The organism is Streptomyces sp. 150FB (assembly GCF_000818195.1).
In the GTDB taxonomy this organism is placed as follows: Bacteria; Actinomycetota; Actinomycetes; order Streptomycetales; family Streptomycetaceae; genus Streptomyces.
In genome coordinates this window covers 5398121-5416005 of the sequence record NZ_JTHL01000001.1, presented here as the reverse complement: position 1 = coordinate 5416005, position 17885 = coordinate 5398121, and the positions used below count along the sequence as shown (strand labels likewise).

The window sequence follows — 17885 nt, the reverse complement described above, 5'->3', positions numbered from 1 at the left end:
GTGCCCGCGCCGCCCGTACCACCGGCGCCTTCCGTACCGCTCGAACCGTCGCCCGCGCTCCCGGCGCCGCCCGTACCCGCCGGGTCGCCGTTCTTGCCGCCACCGCCGTCGTTCGCGCCGCCGCCGGTCCCCGTTCCGCCCGACTCGTCGCGCCCGCCCGGCGCTTCGCTGATGGCGGGACCGGAGCCGGAGGGGCCCGGGGTGATGGACGGTGCGGGTCCCGCACCCTTGGAGTCGTCGCCGCCCTTCGAGCCGCCGCCTCCTCCGCCGGAGGTGACGCCCCATGCGACCAGCAGCGCGATCAGGGCAACCAGCGTCGCGGCCACTGCCCTCCGTCGCCAGTAGATGGAGGAGGGAAGCGGCCCGACCGGATTGCGCATAGATCCCACGGCGCAAACTGTACGAGAGTTCAGGGCCAACTCCCGCCCCACATGCCGCCCGTACGTCAAGTTTTACGGATCATCATCCCGGTCCCGGCGACCATGCACCGTCCTTTCATCCGGGGACCCGCCTCACCGGTCACCACGTGTCGCGACGCATGAACGTTCCGTACCCGTTCCGCACGTCCGGCGCTCGCCGACAGCGCCCCGAACACCGCTCCCACCGGCGAGGGGCCTGCTTCCGCACTCCGCCTCACGGACCCCGGCCCGCCTCGCCCGACCGGGCGGCGCGGGCGCCCACCCGGCAACCTGCGGCGTCCGGCGGCCCGGACATGCCAGGATCGTGGGTGCCATGACTGCTACTTCTGCGACCTCCACGACGCCCCCCTCGTCCCCGACGCCGTCCTCGACGCCTTCCGCCACTCCGGCGCCCTCCGCCGCCCCGCTCACACCCGGCGGTCCCGCCGCCCTGCACGCGCCGCTCATCGAGTGGTTCGACGCGCACGCACGCGACCTGCCCTGGCGCCGCCCCGAGGCGGGCGCCTGGGGCGTGATGGTGAGCGAGTTCATGCTCCAGCAGACCCCGGTGAACCGGGTGCTGCCGGTGTACGAGCAGTGGCTCGCCCGCTGGCCGCGCCCCGCCGACCTCGCGGCCGAGCCCTCCGGCGAAGCCGTACGCGCCTGGGGCAGGCTCGGTTATCCGCGCCGCGCGCTGCGCCTGCACGGGGCCGCGCAGGCGATAACGGAACGCTACGGCGGCGACGTACCCCGCGAGCACGCCCAGTTGCTCGCGCTGCCCGGGATCGGCGAGTACACGGCGGCGGCCGTGGCGTCGTTCGCGTACGGCCAGCGCCACGCCGTCCTCGACACCAATGTGCGCCGGGTCTTCGCGCGCGCCGTCGCCGGGGTCCAGTACCCGCCGAACGCGACCACGGCCGCCGAACGCAAGCTGGCCCGCTCCCTGCTGCCACCGGACGAGCCGACGGCGGCCCGCTGGGCGGCGGCCTCCATGGAACTGGGCGCGCTGGTCTGCACCGCGAAGAACGAGGGCTGCGTCCGCTGCCCGATCGCCTCGCTCTGCGCCTGGCGGCTGGCGGGCAAGCCACCGCACGAAGGCCCGGCGCGGCGCGGCCAGAGCTACGCGGGCACGGACCGCCAGGTGCGCGGCAAGCTCCTCGCCGTCCTGCGCGACGCGGTGGCGCCCGTACCGCGGCATGTCCTGGACGCGGTGTGGGACGAACCGGCGCAGCGGGCCCGCGCGCTGGACGGCCTGGTCGCCGACGGACTGGTCGAGCCCCTGGAGAACGGCGTGTACCGCCTCCCGATGGTCTGAGCCGAAGGGCCGAGCCGAACAGGCCTGGCGGGCCCGGCCGTTACACAACCGATGGACAGCCGTGCGCCCGCCGACGGCTGGCCCCGACAGCCTCGTGACAACTCCTCCGTAATTTCACTGGCGTAAGAGACACGGCAGGGTTGGTCACGGGGTTCGGAGGCGGTCGGCATGGCGCAGAGTGAAGTGCTCGGTTTCGAGGAGTACGTACGGACCCGGCAGGACGCCCTGCTCCGCAGCGCCCGGCGGCTCGTTCCGGACCCCGTCGACGCGCAGGACCTGCTCCAGACCGCGCTGGCCCGTACGTACGGCCGCTGGGACGGCATCGCCGACAAGTCGCTCGCCGACGCCTACCTTCGCCGCGTCATGATCAACACCCGTACGGAGTGGTGGCGGGCGCGCAAGCTCGACGAGGTCCCCACCGAGCAGCTCCCCGACGCGCGCGTCGAGGACGGCACCGAACAGCGCGCCGACCGGGCCCTGCTGATGGACGTCCTCTCCGTGCTGGCTCCGAAGCAGCGCAGTGTCGTGGTGCTGCGACACTGGGAGCAGATGAGTACGGAAGAGACGGCCACCGCCCTCGGAATGTCGGCGGGTACGGTCAAGAGCACGCTGCACAGGGCGCTGGCCCGGCTCCGCGAGGAGCTGGAGAGCCGCGACCTGGACGCATGGGCGCTGGAGCGCGCCGACATGCGGCGCGAGGGTCGTGACGAACGGGGGCTGGAGAGGTGCGCTGCCTAGGACCTGCTGTCCGGGCACGGATAGGGGCGGTCGTCCGCTTCCGGGTCCGGCCCGCCGGCCTCCGGGCCCGGCCCGCCGGTGACTTCCGGCCCGCCGGAAGATTCCGGTCGGCCGGCCGATCGTCCGCGGCGAGATGCACGGCTGCCATGGCCGGGCTCGCCGCTTTCGGCGTGTTCGCCGCCGGCTGCTCGACCGGAGGGACCGGCGCGCGTGACGAGGGTCCCGCCGTACCCGCCCCGGTGGAGCGCGGTGTGCCGTCGCCCACCACGACGCCGTCGCCTCCGGGCAGGACCGTCAACGCCGTGGCGCTGCTCAGGAACGATCCGAGGGTCAGCAAGCGGATCAAGACCATCCTGAAGCCGTGCGACAAGGACTCGTACCCGGTGGACACCTCGTACGGCGAGCTCACCGGATCCAGCTCACCCGACGTGGTGATCAACGTGATGGCCTGCGGTGACGCCGTCGGTCTCGGCGCGTACGTGTATCGCGAGACGGCCTCGAAATACGTGAACGTCTTCATGGCCGAGGAACCCTCGGTCTACGCCACGATCGACCGCGGCGAACTGGTCGTCACCCAGCAGGTGTACACGAAGGGCGACACCCCGGAGTACCCGTCGGGCGAGGACGTGGTCACGTACACCTGGACCGCCGACAAGTTCACCGAGCGCTACCGGGTGCGCAACAACTACAGCAGGGCCGTCGGCAAGGGAGAGCTCCCCTATCCCGAGCCGCCCGCACTGCCGAGCGAGAACTGAGAGCCGCCGGATGGCCGACACCCATGTCCTGTTCGTCGAGGACGATGACGTCATCCGCGAAGCCACCCAGCTCGCGCTGGAGCGCGACGGCTTCGTGGTCACAGCCGTGCGGGACGGGCTGTCGGGGCTCGACGCCTTCCGCGCCGACCGCCCCGACATCGCGCTGCTCGATGTGATGGTGCCGGAGCTGGACGGGGTGAGCCTGTGCCGGCGTATCCGCGACGAGTCGACCGTGCCCGTGATCATGCTGTCGGCGCGCGCCGACTCGATCGATGTGGTGCTGGGCCTTGAAGCGGGCGCCGACGACTATGTGACGAAGCCGTTCGACGGCGCTGTGCTGGTCGCCAGGATCCGCGCCGTACTGCGGCGCTTCGGACACGCGGGCGGGCACCTCGGCGGACCCGCCGGTGAGCACTCCGGGCCGGCCGGGGCCGGCGCGCCCGGCGGTGTGCTGGCCTTCGGCGATCTGGAGATCGACACGGAGGGCATGGAGGTGCTCAAGCGCGGCACGCCGGTGGCGCTGACGCCGACGGAGATGCGGCTGCTGCTGGAGTTCTCGTCCGCGCCCGGCACGGTCCTCTCGCGGGACAGGCTGCTGGAACGGGTCTGGGACTACGGGTGGGGCGGCGACACCCGGGTGGTGGACGTCCATGTCCAGCGGCTCCGTACGAAGATCGGCCAGGACCGGATCGAGACGGTCCGCGGCTTCGGTTACAAACTCAAGGCGTGAGTCGAGGCGTGACAAGAGGCGTGACAAGAGGCATGACCAGAGGCGTCACTCGCTGCGTGACTCGATGCGTGACTCGATGCGTGACCAAAGGCTCGGCTGACGGCATGAAGTGGTCCATAGCGTGAAACGACTCGCCCTGCGCACCGGCGTCCGGTGGAAGATCAGCATCGCGATCGCCGCCGTGAGCACGCTGGTCGCCCTGGCACTGAGCCTGGTGGTGCACAACGCCGCACGGGTCTCGATGCTCGACAACGCGCGCGATGTGCAGATGGAGCGGCTCCAGTTCGCCGAGCGGCTGTACGACACCACCAAGGAACCCAAGTTCGGCACGAAGGTCAATGACGCCGACCTGCCGCCCGACCTGCGCGAGAAGATGAAGGAAGGCCGGCGCGCCACCTTCGTCGAGGACTCGGCGGGCAGCGATCCCGTCGTGTGGGCGGCCGTCCCGCTGGGCAACGGCTCGGTGTTCTCGCTGCACAGCCAGTTCGCCGACCGCTCCACCACGATCATGAAGGACCTGGACAGGGCGCTGCTGATCGGTTCGGTCTCGGTGGTCTTCGGCGGCTGCGCGCTGGGTGTGCTGATCGGCGGCCAGCTCTCGCGGCGGCTGCGCAAGGCGGCGGCAGCGGCCGGCCGGGTCGCGCAGGGCAACACGGACGTACGGGTCGGAGACGCCGTCGGCGGGGTCGTACGCGACGAGACGGACGAACTCGCTCGCGCCGTCGACGCGTTGACCGACGCGCTGAACGGACGTATCGAGGCGGAGCGCCGGGTGACGGCCGACATCGCGCACGAGTTGCGTACGCCGGTGACGGGCCTGCTCACGGCGGCCGAACTGCTGCCGCCGGGCCGCCCCACCGAACTCGTACGGGACCGGGCGCAGGCCCTGCGGACCCTGGTCGAGGACGTGTTGGAGGTGGCCAGGCTCGACAGCGCCTCGGAGCGCGCCGAGATGCAGGAGGTCGCGCTCGGCGAGTTCGTGGAGCGGCGGGTGGTGGCGATGTACCCGGACGTCAAGGTCCGGGTGGTGCACGAGTCCTGGGTCAACACCGATCCACGGCGTCTGGAACGCATCCTGGGCAACCTGCTGGCCAACGCGGCCAAACACGGCGGGTCCCCCGTCGAGGTGACGGTCGAGGGCCGGGTCGTACGGGTACGGGACCACGGCCGGGGCTTCCCCGAGGCGCTGCTGCGCGAGGGCCCCAGCCGCTTCCGTACGGGAGCCAGCGACCGCGCGGGCCACGGCCACGGCCTGGGCCTGACGATCGCGGCCGGCCAGGCCCGCGTCCTGGGCGCCCGGCTGACCTTCCGCAACGCGGGCCCCGGGCCGGTACCCGTACCCGTACCCGTACCGCCAGCCAGACGGTCCGGGGAGACGGCACCGCCGACACCGCCGGACCTGGACGGCGCGGGCGGCGCGGTAGCGGTCCTCTGGCTCCCGGAACACGCCCCGACCAGCACGGGCAGCTTCCCGATGATCCCGCTCCCCGAGTAGGTCCCCGGCCGGGACCGTGTCTACCCTCTGCGCATCAGCAGATGGCCCCGGCGGAACCGCTCCCCCTCGTCGGGCTCGCGCAGCATCCGGCCGACCTCGACGAACCCGGCCTCGCGAGCCAGCGCGGCCATGTCGTCGACCGGCCACCGGTAGGCCGGCGTCACCTTGTGGTCGAACTCGGTCACCGGACCGCCCTCGGACTCGAAGAAGGCCAGCAGGAGAGGGCCCCCCGGGGCCAGTACCCGGCTGAACTCGGCGAGGAACGCGGGGAGTTCCTGGGGCGGGGTATGGATGAGGGAGTACCAGGACAAGATGCCGCCCAACCCGCCGTCGTCCACGTCCAGGGCATCCATCGAACCGATCTCGAAGCGCATGTCGGGGTAGGCCTCGCGGGCAAGGCCGATCATCACGGGCGACAGATCGACGCCGAAGACGTCCAGTCCCAGGTTCCGTAGATGCGCCGTCGTATGCCCGGGGCCGCAGCCCAGCTCGACGGCGGGTCCGGCATCGGCGGCCAGCGCCAGTTCGGCGAACGCGGCGATCCACGCGCGGTCGAGCGGCGCCTCGTCGAGAGCGTCCCGGAAGAGCTGGGAGTAGAGGACGGCGACAGCGTCGTAGGCCTCAGTTGTCGCGCTGAGATAGGACGATAGTTGGGTCACCGCGCCGAGATTAGAGGATGCCCTGGCGGTGAGTCCTGTTCCGTTTCGGACAAGCTGTCGGGAGTCCCGCTCTCCGGGCCGGGGCTCAGCTCATCCACTCCTTGTCGAGATCGAGACCGCCCTCCCGCGGCTGGGTGAACGAGAACACATTGCCGGAGTCGTCCCGCAGGATCGCCTCGATGCCGTACGGCCGCTCCTCCGGCGGCTGCACGAACTCCACTCCGCGGGCCTTGAGCGCCTCGTAGTCCGCGTGGACGTCGTCCGTGGCCAGCGCACCGGCGCCGAGGACGCCCTTGGCCACGAGTGTCCTGACCGCCTGCGCCGACTCCTCGTCCATCATGGGGGCGCCGGGCTCCATGAGCGTCAGCATCACCTCGGGCTGGTCCTTGGCCCCGACGGTCAGCCAGCGCATCCCGCCGTCGCCCAGCGTCATGTCGGCGCGCAGTTCGAGGCCGAGTTTCTTCGTGTAGAACTCCTTGGCCCGGTCGTGGTCCAGGACCCAGACGGTGGAAATGGCAAGTCCCTTGATCATGACGCGCTCCTCAGGCTGGTACGGACGACGGCGGACCCCACACTCCCGATGCTGGCACGCGCCACTGACAACGGCCCCCGGCGCTGCCGCGCCAGGGGCCGTTCGGTCGGATCCACGGATCACACTGATCCAGACTGATCCAGACGGATCAGACGGATCGCGGGATCTTCTACTCGACCAGCGGCAGCGGCGCCGCTGCCGCCTTGCCGTCGGCCGTCGGTGCCGCGCCCCGCAGCGGGATCTCCTTGACGAACCACGCGGCGACGAAGGCGACCAGGCCGATCGCCGCGCCCAGCGTGAAGGAGGCGTGCGTACCGGCGGCGACCGCGTGCTGGTACGCCTCGCGCATCACGTCAGGCAGCTTCGCCAGGCTCTTCGCGTCGAGCTGCGCCGAGGCCAGCGACGACGCCTTGCCGCCGGCGCGGGACACCATCTCGTCCTGCACCCGGCTGTTGAACAGCGCACCCATGAGGGCGACGCCGAAGGAGCTGCCGAGCGTACGGAACAGCGTGGTCGAGGAGGACGCGACGCCCATGTCCTTCATCTCGACGCTGTTCTGCGCGACCAGCATCGTGATCTGCATCAGGAAGCCCATACCGGCGCCGAGCACGGCCATGTAGATGCCGGAGGTCAGCCGCGTGGTGCTGACGTCCATCGTCGACATCAGGTAGAGACCGACGACCATCAGGGCGCCGCCCATGATCGGGAAGATCTTGTACTTGCCGGTGCTGGTGGTGACGCGCCCGGCGATGAGCGAGACGACCATCATGGCCAGCAGCATCGGCAGCAGCAGCAGGCCGGAGTTGGTGGCCGACGCGCCCTGCACGGCCTGCTGGTACAGCGGCAGGAAGAGGGTCGCGCCGAACATCACGAAGCCGGTGAGGAAGCCGATCAGCGACATCATCGTGAAGTTGCGGCTGCGGAAGATGTGCAGCGGCATGATCGGTTCGGCCGTCTTCATCTGAACGACGACGAACCCGATGAGCGCGACGACACCGAGCGCGATCAGCTCCATGATCAGCGCGGAGGACCACGCGTACTCCGTACCGCCCCAGGTGGTGACCAGCACGATCGAGGTGATGCCCACGGTCAGCAGCGCGGCGCCGAGGTAGTCGACCTTGACCTTCGACCGGTCCTTGGGGGCCAGGTGCAGCACGGCCGTGATCATGATCAGCGCCACCGCACCGAGCGGCAGGTTGATGTAGAAGCTCCAGCGCCAGCCGAGGTGGTCGGTGATGGTGCCGCCGACGAGCGGTCCGCCGATCATGGCGAGCGCCATGACGCCGGCCATCATGCCCTGGTACTTCCCGCGCTCGCGGGGCGGGATGAGGTCACCGATGATCGCCATGACGCCGACCATCAGGCCACCGGCGCCGAGGCCCTGGATGGCCCGGAAGCCGATGAGCTGGCCCATGTCCTGGGCCATGCCGCTCAGCACGGAACCGATCAGGAAGACGACTATGGAGGTCAGGAAGACGCCCTTGCGCCCGTACAGGTCGCCGAGCTTGCCCCAGATGGGGGTCGAGGCGGCGGTGGCGAGTGTGTAGGCGGTGACGACCCAGGACAGGTGCTCCAGTCCGCCGAGCTCACCGACGATGGTCGGCATCGCGGTGCCGACGATCATGTTGTCCAGCATGGCCAGCAGCATCGCGATCATCAGCGCGAGCAGCACCACACGTACGCTGCGCGGCTGCTTGCCCGGCTTGGCCGGCGCTGCCGCCTTCTCCATCGAAAGCGCCGCAGCGGCGCCCCGTCCCCCCTGCTGCTTGTCCTCGTCCGGATCCGGCCGCTCGCGCACCGACTGGTTGCTTGACGTACTCATTTGCCCCACCGCTCCCCTGGCACTTACTTGCCGCCCGGCAAGTTCACTACACTGGGGAAGGTAGACCTCGAACTTGCCGGGCGTCAAGTAAGTTATTCGGTTCAGGAGAGCACCATGGGCAGCACACAACACCCGCGAAGGGGCGATACCCGCCAGCGCATCCAGGACGTGGCCTTGGAGCTCTTCGTCGACCAGGGATACGAGAAGACCTCGCTGCGCGAGATCGCCGAGCGGCTCGATGTGACGAAGGCCGCACTGTATTACCACTTCAAAACTAAAGAAGACATCCTGATCAGCATCTTCGAGGATCTGGCGCGCCCGCTGGACGAGTTGATCGCCTGGGGCGCCACCCAGCCGCACACGCTGGCGACCAAGAAGGAGATCCTGCAGCGCTACAGCGAAGCGCTGAAGACCGCCACCCCGGTCTTCCGCTTCATGCAGGAGAACCAGGCCGAGGTGCGCGATCTGAGCATCGGCGAGACCTTCAAGAGCCGCATGATGGGCCTGATCGACCTGCTCCAGGACGCGGACGCGACGCTGCCAGACCGGGTGCGCTGCATGACCGCGCTCTTCACGATGCACGCCGGGATGTTCGCGCTGAGGGAGGTCGACGCCGACCCCGAGGACAAGCGGAAAGCCGTCCTGGAGGTCGCGGTCGATCTGATGAGCCAGGCACACCACGACGCACCGTGACACTTCACGGTGCGTCGTGGTGACGGTGGGCCGGCGCCTCGGGGCCGGTGCCTCAAGGCCGGTCACTCAGGGCCGGTGCCTCAGGGCCGGTGCCTCACACCTTGACGCCCTCGGAGTGCAGGAAGTTCACCGGGTTGATGGCGGAGCCGTAGTTCGCCGTCTTACGGATCTCGAAGTGCAGGTGCGGACCGCTGGTGTTGCCCGTGTTGCCGGACCGCGCGATGCTCTGGTCGGTGTTCACGTGCTGGCCCACATGCACGTTGATCTTCGAGAGGTGCGCGTACTGCGAGTACGTGTGGTCCGCGTGCCGGATCACGATCGCGTTGCCGTACGCGGAACCGTCCCCGGCCCCGCCGGGACCGGCCTTCACCACGGTGCCCTGGTGGGCGGCGTGGACGGCCGTGCCGACCGGTACGGCGAAGTCCTGGCCGGAGTGCTTGTGCGACCACATGTTGCCGCCGAGCCCGAAGGGCGCGCTCAGCTTGTAGTGGTTCACGGGGTGCTGCCAGGAAGCGGCCTTGGCCGCGGCCTCCTTGATCTTCTTCACGTGCTCGGCCTTGACCGCCGCCGTGTGCTTCGTCGCGGCGCTCTTCTGCGCGACGGCCTGGTCGTGGAGCACGGAGGTGGCCGACGCACCGGCCTTCTCGGGAGCGACAGCGGCGGATCCCGCGTCGCCGTGGCCGCCGGTCGCCGCGACCGCCGTACCGGCCCCGGCCGCGATCGACACGCCGAGTCCTGCGGCCAGCAGGGCGGTCCGGTTACGGAGGGCGGAAGCGCGGGACAGACGGGACTGGGTGGGGTGCCACATAGCGGGAGAACCTCCAGGACGAGCGGGTCCGGCACACCTGCGCCGGGCTTGCCACACCTTGGTAACCCACGCCCCCATTTCGCCCCAAACACCTCATCTACGACACGAGGTCGTAGCCGGGGCAGGGACGATGGTCCCTTGACACCGCGCCCCTGGGGCGCCCGTGGCGCCGTTCCTGTGTAAATCCGCCGTAAGTACCGGACCCGCCACTGTCCGACCGCAGTCCCGCCACTATTCCTGCTCGTAGGCGTGGAAACGCCTGTGTGCCTTGTCACGGGCGGTGGGCCGGAGGACTGCCCGTTTCGGGACCAAGGCCTCCCCTCGTCCCGGGGGCCATTACCTGCGGCGTAATCGACCGCCCGGCCCGCCCGCCGCACGATGAGGTCCCATAACGGCCCACCCCGGGAAGGACCCGCCACCATGCCCTCCTTCGCCAGCCCCACCGACGGCGCCCGCCTCCACTACACCGACTACGGCCCCGCCGGAGGACCGGCCGTCGTCTTCCTCAGCAGCAGCTACTTCGGTACGGAGATGTGGGAGCACCAGACGCTCCCCCTGGCCTCCGGGGGGCTGCGCTGCGTCGCCCTGGACCGCAGGGGCCACGGCCGCTCCGACGATGTCTGGGACGGCTTCGACCTGGACACCCTGGCCGACGACGTGGGGGGTCTGCTCGACCACCTGAACCTGCGGAACGTCACCCTGGTCGGCCACTCGGTCGGTGCGGCGGAGGCGGTACGCCATGTCACACGTCAGGACGGCGGTCGCGTGGCACGGCTGGCGCTGGTCTCGGGCGTGACGCCCGGCCTCGTACGCTCCCCCGACAACCCCGACGGGTGGGACCCGGCGGCCATGGCGGCGGGCAACGAGGAGTTCCGCAAGGACCGGCACGCCTTCTTCGACGCCGGGGTGGACGCGTTCTTCGCCTTCGACAGGCCCGGCAACGAACTCTCCGCCTCACGCGTGCGGTACTTGCTGGACCGCATCGAGATATGCACGGCACGCGCGGGCCAGGCACTGGGCGACACCCTGCTGACGGCGGACCTGGCGGCGGAGATGACGAAGCTCCGCGTCCCTGTCCTGATCGCCCACGGCACCCACGACACCTCGGCCCCACTCGACCTCACGGGCCGCCGCGCGGCGGAACTGGCCCCGCGCTCCACCCTGCGGGTGTACGAGAACGCCGGCCACGGCCTGTTCGTCACGCACGCCGAACAACTGACCGCGGACTTGCGGACGTTCGCGACCGAGGGAGCCTAAGCTCGGAGGCCATCACCACAGAGAGTCCGCACCCAGGGGGATGTACGTGACCGCTCCGGCCGACGACCACGACCATGAACACGGCTTCGACCGCATCGAACTCGCGGACGCCATCGACTCCGTACGGACCCAGCTCATCGAGGCGGCGACGCGCAGCACGGGGCAGCCCCTGGCGTTCGAACTCGGAGACGTCCAGATGGAGTTCACGCTCGAACTCCGCAAGGAGGTCAAGGGCGGCGGGAAAGTGAAGGCCTGGGTGGTGGAGGCGGGAGCGGACGCGAGCCGTACGAGCGGGCAGACCCACAAGGTCGCGTTCACCTTGAAACCGACTGACGCGCGGACGGGCACGTCGTGGAAGGTCGGCAACGAGGACCTGGGCAGCACGTCGGGATTCGGCAGCGGTAGCCGGCGGTGAGCAGGGCGCGGGTGGTGGCCGTGTTCGGCGCGATGCAGGGGACGGGGGTGCTGGTCAGCCGCAGGCTCGTTCTCACCGCCGCGCATCTCGTCCGTTCCGGGGAGATCACGATCGCCCATCCGCACAGGTCTGAAAGCGTCCCCGCGGACATCGAGGCCCTCTATGAAGAACACGATCTCGCCGTGCTGCGTACCGCACACGACGTGATCCCCGAAGTAGCCCCGGCTCTGGGCCGATTGCGCTTCGGCGCGCTTGCGACGTATTCGGCGCTGCCGCACTGCGAGATCCTGGGCTTTCCCGACATTCAGCGGTTCGGGCACGACCGCCGCGCCCTGGAACTGGACCAGTATCGATGCACGGTCCTCCCGGTGGCCGGCTCAATCCGCTCCACACTGGTATGCGAACTCGACCATCCGGCGGCGGCCGAACGTGAGGACGGCTCATCACCACTTCAAGGGCTCTCAGGTTCGCCCGTCTTCGCCGGTCCGGTCCTGCTGGGCATAGTGACGGATGTACCACGAGGACGCGATCATCTGCGCGTCGAGGGGGTGTTGACGGAGCACATCATGCCGATGCCAGGCGTCAGGCGCTCGGTCCGGGTGGAGCCGATCACCGACTTCCATCCTGCGGACCGACTGTTCGAGGAGGAGTACGCACAGGCCATCAGGGCGCGCTACCGCAAGACCCGTATCTTCGGCATCGACGAACTGGGTTCGAACGAGTCAACCTGGGACCTGGACACGGCGTACCTGAGCCTGGAAGCCATGGACCGGGGCGACCGTGATCCGCGCGATCCGTTCACCACAGCCACACCGCCACGCCGTATCGACGATCTGCTGGCGGAACGGCTCCGGACGCTGCTCCGGGGTGACGCGGGCGCGGGCAAGACGACCCTGGTGTGGTGGCTCGCCTCGCACGCGGCTTGCGGGACGCTGGGGACCGAGCTGGACGACCTGAACGGGCTCGTGCCTCTCGTCGTACCGCTGCGCGCACTGCGGGCCCAGGGCCTACCGCTGCCCGGTCCCGCCCAACTCCCCGCAGTGGCAGGAGTCCTCGCCGACGACCCGCCGCCCGGCTGGGCGAACCGCGTCCTGAAGGCGGGCCGTGGCTTCCTGCTGATCGACGGCCTGGACGAAGTGCCGGCGGCTGAGCGGGAGGAGACACGCGTCTGGCTCTCCGAGTTGCTGAGCCTCCATCCTCGTACCCGCTGCCTCGCGACGGTACGGCCGCTCGCGGTCGAGGAGGAGTGGCTGGGGTCCGAGGGGTTCGCGGAGCTTCAGCTCCTGCCGATGCGGGACGAGGACATCAGCGCCTTTGTCGCTGCCTGGCACAGAGCCGCGCGCCTCGACGGCAGTGCGCCCGACGATCTGGACGCTCTGGAAACTGACCTTCTCGCGCAGTTCAAGCAGAACGAAGCTCTACGCACCCTGGCCCAGACCCCACTGCTCTGCGCCGTCATCTGCGCCCTGCACCGCCGCAGAGGCGGCCTTCTGCCGGACACCCGCTGGGAGTTGTACCGCGCGACGCTCGCGATGCTGCTCGGCAGCCGGGACAGCCAACGGAAGATCCGCAGTCCTGAGGGCATCGACATGGGCTTCGACGAGTGCCAAGAGCTGCTTCAGTCGATCGCGATCTGGCAGGTACGGGGTGCCCAGGCCCAGTTGTCCCGCCAGGACGCCGAACACCAAGTGGAGGCGGCGATGCGGCGACTGCCACAGGTAAGGGCGCAGGGATCACCGGCAGTCGTGCTCACTCATCTGCTCAACCGCAGTGGGCTTCTCCAGGAACGCGCGGATGACGAGATCCAGTTCATTCACCGCACCTTCCAGGACTACCTGGCGGCCAGAGCGCTGGTGGAAGGCGGCTGTCTCCCCGAACTGATCCAGCACGCTCACGAGGAACAGTGGCGCGACACCGTACTGCTGGCGGTCGGCCACTGCCGTCCCAACGAAGTCGGCAAGCTCATCGAAGGTCTGATCGCCCAGGGAGACAAGGCGCCCGACGATTCCCGACGCGAGACACTGCACATCCTGGCCGCCCGCTGCCTTACCAGCAGTGTGGTGATCGACGACCACGTGGACAGCGAGGTCGCCAGCCGTATCCGCGCCGTGCTCCCACCACGTTCCAGGGCGTCCGTGAAGAAGCTGGCGCCACTCGGCCCTTACGTTCTGCCGCTGCTCCCTGAGCTGTCCACACTCACCACGGACAGCACAGTGCTGGTCGTCAAGCTGATCTGCGCGATCGGAGGAAGCGCCGCCGTTCCTTACGCGAGGCAGTACGCCGGGGTGCCGGTCAGTGCAGCTCGCAGGGAGTTGGCGGAGAATTGGGGTCAGTTCCCCACAGATGCCTACGCACACGCCGTACTCGCCAACATGTCGCCCGACAGCATGCTCTTCGTAGAGAACCTGGACCAGCTACGTCTTGTCGCGCACCTTCCTCACAGCGGAACACTGTCGCTCATCGGCGACTTCAGTACCCGAGCGCTTGTCCAGCACCTCTCCGAAGCACACTTCAAACATTTGATCTTGGCGATGAACGATGAGTTGCACGACTTGCTTTTCCTGAAGCAGCTCCCCTGGATCGCCGCTCTGTCTGTCCACTCCGGCCGGGGGATCACAGACCTTTCCGCCCTCGAAGGGGCCCAACTCTCCCACCTGGACATAAGCGCGGAGGATCTCACACGGCAGGAGCTGGCCCCCATCCAGAAGGTCTCCGGACTGGAGAGGCTCCGACTCGTCTACGGGGGCCCGGGTCGCGTGGGGCACCTGCCGCCCGCCCCCGCTGACGTTTCCTATCTGGACATCACAGGCAACCTGCCGATCGATCTGTCCACGCTGCGGGACTGGCCTTCGCTACGCCGACTCCAAATCCATTTCAAGAGCGGCACGGTCGACCTGACCCCGCTGCAAGCCATCACCGACCTGGCCGTAACGGTCGCGGGGAGGGTCACCATCATCGGCGGCGAACCCTTCGGTGACCGTCTCACCGTCCATTTCCTCGGCGTGGACGCCTGACCGCCCCACGCGCAAGGGGCTGCCCCAGACCGACAAACCGGTCTGGGGCAGCCCCTCAACGCTTCCGCTCAGGCTAAGCGCCCAGCGTCACGTCACGCTTCCTTCGTCAGGTTCGGGCCGCCGCCCGCTGCCTGCTCGATCGGCGGGGCGTCCGGCAGTGCCGACTTCTCCTCGCCACGGAAGGTGAACTTCCGCTCCTCGCCCTCGCCCTCGTCGTCCACGACGACGATGTGGCCGGAGCGCAGCTCCCCGAAGAGGATCTTCTCCGAGAGCACGTCCTCGATCTCGCGCTGGATCGTCCGGCGCAGCGGCCGGGCGCCCAGGACCGGGTCGTAACCCTTCTTCGCGAGCAGCGACTTCGCGCCGGGGCTGAGCTCAAGGCCCATGTCCCGGTCCTTCAGCCGCTCGTCGACCTTGTTGATCTCCAGGTCGACGATCTGGACGATGTCTTCCTCGGTGAGCTGGTGGAAGACCACCGTGTCGTCGACACGGTTGAGGAACTCGGGCCTGAAGTGCTGCTTGAGCTCTTCGTTGACCTTGTTCTTCATCCGCTCGTAGTTCGACTTGGTGTCACCCTGGGCCGCGAAGCCCAGGTTGAAGCCCTTGGAGATGTCCTTTGTCCCGAGGTTGGTCGTCATGATGATGACCGTGTTCTTGAAGTCCACGACCCGGCCCTGGGAGTCGGTCAGGCGACCGTCCTCCAGCACCTGGAGCAGGGAATTGAAGATATCGGGGTGGGCCTTCTCGACCTCGTCGAACAGGACGACGGAGAACGGCTTCCTGCGGACCTTCTCGGTGAGCTGGCCGCCCTCTTCGTACCCCACGTATCCGGGGGGAGAACCGAAGAGCCGGGAAACCGTGTGCTTCTCGCTGAACTCCGACATGTCGAGGGAGATCAGCGCGTCCTCGTCGCCGAAGAGGAATTCGGCGAGCGTCTTGGACAGCTCGGTCTTACCGACGCCGGACGGGCCGGCGAAGATGAAGGAGCCTCCGGGGCGCTTCGGGTCCTTCAGACCCGCTCGCGTACGGCGGATGGCCTGCGAGAGCGCCTTGATGGCGTCCTTCTGGCCGATGACGCGCTTGTGCAGCTCGTCCTCCATGCGGAGCAGCCGCGAGGACTCCTCCTCGGTGAGCTTGAAGACCGGGATGCCGGTGGCCGTCGCCAGGACCTCGGCGATCAGCTCCTCGTCCACCTCGGCGACGACGTCCATGTCGCCGGCCTTCCACTCCTTCTCGCGCTTGGTCTTCGCCGCCAGGAGCTGCTTCTCCTTGTCACGGAGAGACGCTGCCTTCTCGAAGTCCTGGGAGTCGATCGCCGACTCCTTGTCGCGACGGACGCCCGCGATCTTCTCGTCGAACTCGCGGAGGTCCGGCGGCGCGGTCATCCGGCGGATACGCATCCGGGAGCCGGCCTCGTCGATCAGGTCGATCGCCTTGTCCGGCAGGAAGCGGTCCGAGATGTAGCGGTCGGCGAGCGTCGCGGCGGCGACCAGGGCGGAGTCCGTGATGGACACGCGGTGGTGTGCCTCGTAACGGTCGCGCAGACCCTTGAGGATCTCGATCGTGTGCGGCAGCGACGGCTCCGCGACCTGGATCGGCTGGAAGCGGCGCTCAAGGGCCGCGTCCTTCTCCAGGTGCTTGCGGTACTCGTCGAGCGTGGTCGCACCGATGGTCTGGAGCTCACCGCGGGCCAGCATCGGCTTCAGGATCGAAGCGGCATCGATCGCGCCTTCGGCGGCGCCCGCACCCACCAGGGTGTGGAGCTCGTCGATGAACAGGATGATGTCGCCGCGGGTGCGGATCTCCTTGAGGACCTTCTTCAGGCGCTCCTCGAAGTCACCGCGGTAGCGGGAGCCGGCGACCAGTGCGCCGAGGTCGAGGGTGTAGAGGTGCTTGTCCTTGAGGGTCTCGGGCACCTCGCCCTTGACGATGGCCTGCGCCAGACCTTCGACGACCGCCGTCTTTCCGACGCCGGGCTCGCCGATGAGGACCGGGTTGTTCTTCGTACGGCGGGACAGCACCTGCATGACCCGCTCGATCTCCTTCTCGCGCCCGATGACCGGGTCGAGCTTGGACTCACGAGCGGCCTGGGTGAGGTTCCGGCCGAACTGATCGAGGACCAGGGACGTGGAGGGAGTGCCCTCGGCAGGACCGCCGGCGGTGGCGGCCTCCTTGCCCTGGTAGCCGGAGAGCAACTGGATGACCTGCTGCCGCACCCGGTTGAGATCGGCGCCCAGCTTCACGAGGACCTGGGCGGCTACGCCCTCGCCCTCGCGGATGAGGCCGAGCAGGATGTGCTCGGTGCCGATGTAGTTGTGGCCGAGCTGGAGGGCCTCACGGAGCGAAAGCTCCAGGACCTTCTTGGCACGGGGCGTGAAGGGGATGTGACCCGACGGGGCCTGCTGGCCCTGCCCGATGATCTCCTCCACCTGCTGGCGGACCGCCTCGAGCGAAATCCCGAGGCTCTCCAGGGCCTTAGCGGCGACACCCTCACCCTCGTGGATAAGGCCCAGGAGGATGTGCTCGGTGCCGATGTAGTTGTGGTTGAGCATCCGGGCTTCTTCCTGAGCCAGGACGACAACCCGCCGCGCGCGGTCGGTGAACCTCTCGAACATCGTTAATCGCTCCTCAGAGCGGTCAGGCAGTAAAGGGGTCGGTCCCCTCCCTGTCCTTCCGCAGCTTAGTCCCGCAAGCGGGGACCGCTCATTCCAACTGCCGACATCCGACCGGATCACCCCCGCTCCGAAGCGGAAACTACCTCCCGAACAGCCGACACCTGCTCCAACCTGATGGTGCGAGACGATGTTCCCCCAGGCCAGCCACATACCCATACCAGCAGTACGCCGGTGGCGAACGCGAGGCGCCCGGGAACGCGTGTCGCCCCTTCCCACTAGGACTGTCTTACCCGCAAGGACCGACAGTCCATGCGGCGCACCCCTATTCGCTCAGCTACGGGCGAACACCTTCGCGCCACCCTGTGCGCCCGCACGCCCCCCGGTCCGACACTCAGTGCAACCACTTGTCCACAGTGCGTAACTCCGAGCCTGGATCGGGAGTTGCCCGGGGTATGGCCTTCACTGTTCCACTCCCCCGCGCTTCGCTCGACGGCGACAGCGCCCAGTGGTACGAGAAACAGCTCGGCTGGGCCACCGCGGCCGGGCCGCCCGGCCGTTCCGTGCAGTTGCTGACCGGGCTGCGCTTCGACGTCCTGGAGCTGCCGGCCGACGCGGGCGCCGCCGTACTGCGGCGGGTCG

The 17885-nt window shown here is 68.9% G+C and carries 14 protein-coding genes and 2 pseudogenes; 10 read left to right on the top strand and 6 right to left on the bottom strand.

Annotation, left to right across the window (positions count from 1 at the left end; genetic code table 11):
• Window positions 1-389, bottom strand: a pseudogene (locus QR77_RS23340) (hypothetical protein); the annotation flags it as partial.
• Between the two features lie 343 nt (window positions 390-732).
• Between QR77_RS23340 and QR77_RS23335 the strand changes: the two are divergent.
• The 5 genes from QR77_RS23335 (at window position 733) to cseC (ending at window position 5431) form a co-directional block, all read left to right on the top strand.
• A complete protein-coding gene (locus QR77_RS23335) occupies window positions 733-1713 on the top strand; it encodes an A/G-specific adenine glycosylase (RefSeq protein WP_040024091.1) in 981 nt (326 codons plus the stop codon).
• A gap of 168 nt (window positions 1714-1881) precedes the next feature.
• On the top strand, window positions 1882-2451 hold the full coding sequence (locus tag QR77_RS23330) for a SigE family RNA polymerase sigma factor (RefSeq protein WP_040024090.1): 570 nt from the start codon (window positions 1882-1884) through the stop codon (window positions 2449-2451).
• A gap of 146 nt (window positions 2452-2597) precedes the next feature.
• Window positions 2598-3206 carry a hypothetical protein gene (locus tag QR77_RS23325; RefSeq protein WP_040024089.1) on the top strand — a complete coding sequence of 203 codons (609 nt, stop codon included), beginning with the start codon at window positions 2598-2600 and terminating at the stop codon, window positions 3204-3206.
• A 10-nt stretch (window positions 3207-3216) separates the two neighbouring features.
• Window positions 3217-3936 (top strand): two-component system response regulator CseB, encoded by a 720-nt coding sequence (gene cseB / locus QR77_RS23320; RefSeq protein WP_040024088.1) that lies wholly within the window; start codon window positions 3217-3219, stop codon window positions 3934-3936.
• 121 nt (window positions 3937-4057) lie between these two features.
• Window positions 4058-5431, top strand: coding sequence for a two-component system sensor histidine kinase CseC (cseC, locus tag QR77_RS23315; RefSeq protein WP_040024087.1), 1374 nt, complete (start codon window positions 4058-4060; stop codon window positions 5429-5431).
• Between the two features lie 20 nt (window positions 5432-5451).
• Here the strand turns inward: cseC and QR77_RS23310 are convergent, their stop codons facing one another.
• From QR77_RS23310 to QR77_RS23300, 3 genes are all read right to left on the bottom strand, one after another.
• Complete coding sequence (locus tag QR77_RS23310) at window positions 5452-6090, bottom strand: class I SAM-dependent methyltransferase (RefSeq protein ID WP_040024086.1); 639 nt, start codon at window positions 6088-6090, stop codon at window positions 5452-5454.
• An 85-nt stretch (window positions 6091-6175) separates the two neighbouring features.
• Window positions 6176-6622: a VOC family protein gene (locus QR77_RS23305; protein WP_040024085.1), complete on the bottom strand. Its 447-nt coding sequence runs from the start codon at window positions 6620-6622 to the stop codon at window positions 6176-6178.
• Window positions 6623-6791: 169 nt separating this feature from the next.
• Window positions 6792-8351, bottom strand: coding sequence for an MDR family MFS transporter (locus QR77_RS23300; protein ID WP_040028515.1), 1560 nt, complete (start codon window positions 8349-8351; stop codon window positions 6792-6794).
• Between the two features lie 207 nt (window positions 8352-8558).
• On the opposite strand from QR77_RS23300, the gene QR77_RS23295 reads away from it, so the two are divergent.
• Entirely contained in the window at window positions 8559-9137 is a 579-nt protein-coding gene (locus QR77_RS23295) for a TetR/AcrR family transcriptional regulator (protein WP_040024084.1), read from the top strand.
• A gap of 94 nt (window positions 9138-9231) precedes the next feature.
• On the opposite strand, the gene QR77_RS23290 is transcribed toward QR77_RS23295, so the two are convergent.
• Window positions 9232-9945: a M23 family metallopeptidase gene (locus QR77_RS23290; RefSeq protein WP_040024083.1), complete on the bottom strand. Its 714-nt coding sequence runs from the start codon at window positions 9943-9945 to the stop codon at window positions 9232-9234.
• 420 nt (window positions 9946-10365) lie between these two features.
• On the opposite strand from QR77_RS23290, the gene QR77_RS23285 reads away from it, so the two are divergent.
• The 3 genes from QR77_RS23285 to QR77_RS23275 are packed head-to-tail and all read left to right on the top strand — an operon-like array spanning window position 10366 to window position 14631.
• Window positions 10366-11202, top strand: coding sequence for an alpha/beta hydrolase (locus QR77_RS23285; protein WP_040024081.1), 837 nt, complete (start codon window positions 10366-10368; stop codon window positions 11200-11202).
• Between the two features lie 46 nt (window positions 11203-11248).
• Entirely contained in the window at window positions 11249-11617 is a 369-nt protein-coding gene (locus QR77_RS23280) for a trypco2 family protein (RefSeq protein WP_236710782.1), read from the top strand.
• Complete coding sequence (locus QR77_RS23275; RefSeq protein WP_040024078.1) at window positions 11614-14631, top strand: NACHT domain-containing protein; 3018 nt, start codon at window positions 11614-11616, stop codon at window positions 14629-14631. Before QR77_RS23280 ends, QR77_RS23275 begins: the two co-directional genes overlap by 4 nt.
• Window positions 14632-14723: 92 nt before the next feature.
• Here the strand turns inward: QR77_RS23275 and QR77_RS23270 are convergent, their stop codons facing one another.
• On the bottom strand, window positions 14724-17246 hold the full coding sequence (locus QR77_RS23270) for an ATP-dependent Clp protease ATP-binding subunit (protein WP_040024077.1): 2523 nt from the start codon (window positions 17244-17246) through the stop codon (window positions 14724-14726).
• Between the two features lie 452 nt (window positions 17247-17698).
• Here QR77_RS23270 and QR77_RS23265 point away from each other — a divergent pair.
• Window positions 17699-17885 (top strand): annotated as a pseudogene (locus QR77_RS23265) (hypothetical protein); the annotation flags it as partial.

Excerpts from the sequence above, each read along its gene's own strand:
- QR77_RS23335 (WP_040024091.1), top strand. The coding sequence starts at position 733 with ATGACTGCTACTTCTGCGACCTCCACGACGCCCCCCTCGTCCCCGACG.
- QR77_RS23330 (WP_040024090.1), top strand. The coding sequence starts at position 1,882 with ATGGCGCAGAGTGAAGTGCTCGGTTTCGAGGAGTACGTACGGACCCGG.
- QR77_RS23325 (WP_040024089.1), top strand. The coding sequence starts at position 2,598 with ATGGCCGGGCTCGCCGCTTTCGGCGTGTTCGCCGCCGGCTGCTCGACC.
- cseB (WP_040024088.1), top strand. The coding sequence starts at position 3,217 with ATGGCCGACACCCATGTCCTGTTCGTCGAGGACGATGACGTCATCCGC.
- QR77_RS23305 (WP_040024085.1), bottom strand. The coding sequence starts at position 6,622 with ATGATCAAGGGACTTGCCATTTCCACCGTCTGGGTCCTGGACCACGAC.
- QR77_RS23300 (WP_040028515.1), bottom strand. The coding sequence starts at position 8,351 with ATGGAGAAGGCGGCAGCGCCGGCCAAGCCGGGCAAGCAGCCGCGCAGC.
- QR77_RS23295 (WP_040024084.1), top strand. The coding sequence starts at position 8,559 with ATGGGCAGCACACAACACCCGCGAAGGGGCGATACCCGCCAGCGCATC.
- QR77_RS23290 (WP_040024083.1), bottom strand. The coding sequence starts at position 9,945 with ATGTGGCACCCCACCCAGTCCCGTCTGTCCCGCGCTTCCGCCCTCCGT.
- QR77_RS23285 (WP_040024081.1), top strand. The coding sequence starts at position 10,366 with ATGCCCTCCTTCGCCAGCCCCACCGACGGCGCCCGCCTCCACTACACC.
- QR77_RS23270 (WP_040024077.1), bottom strand. The coding sequence starts at position 17,246 with ATGTTCGAGAGGTTCACCGACCGCGCGCGGCGGGTTGTCGTCCTGGCT.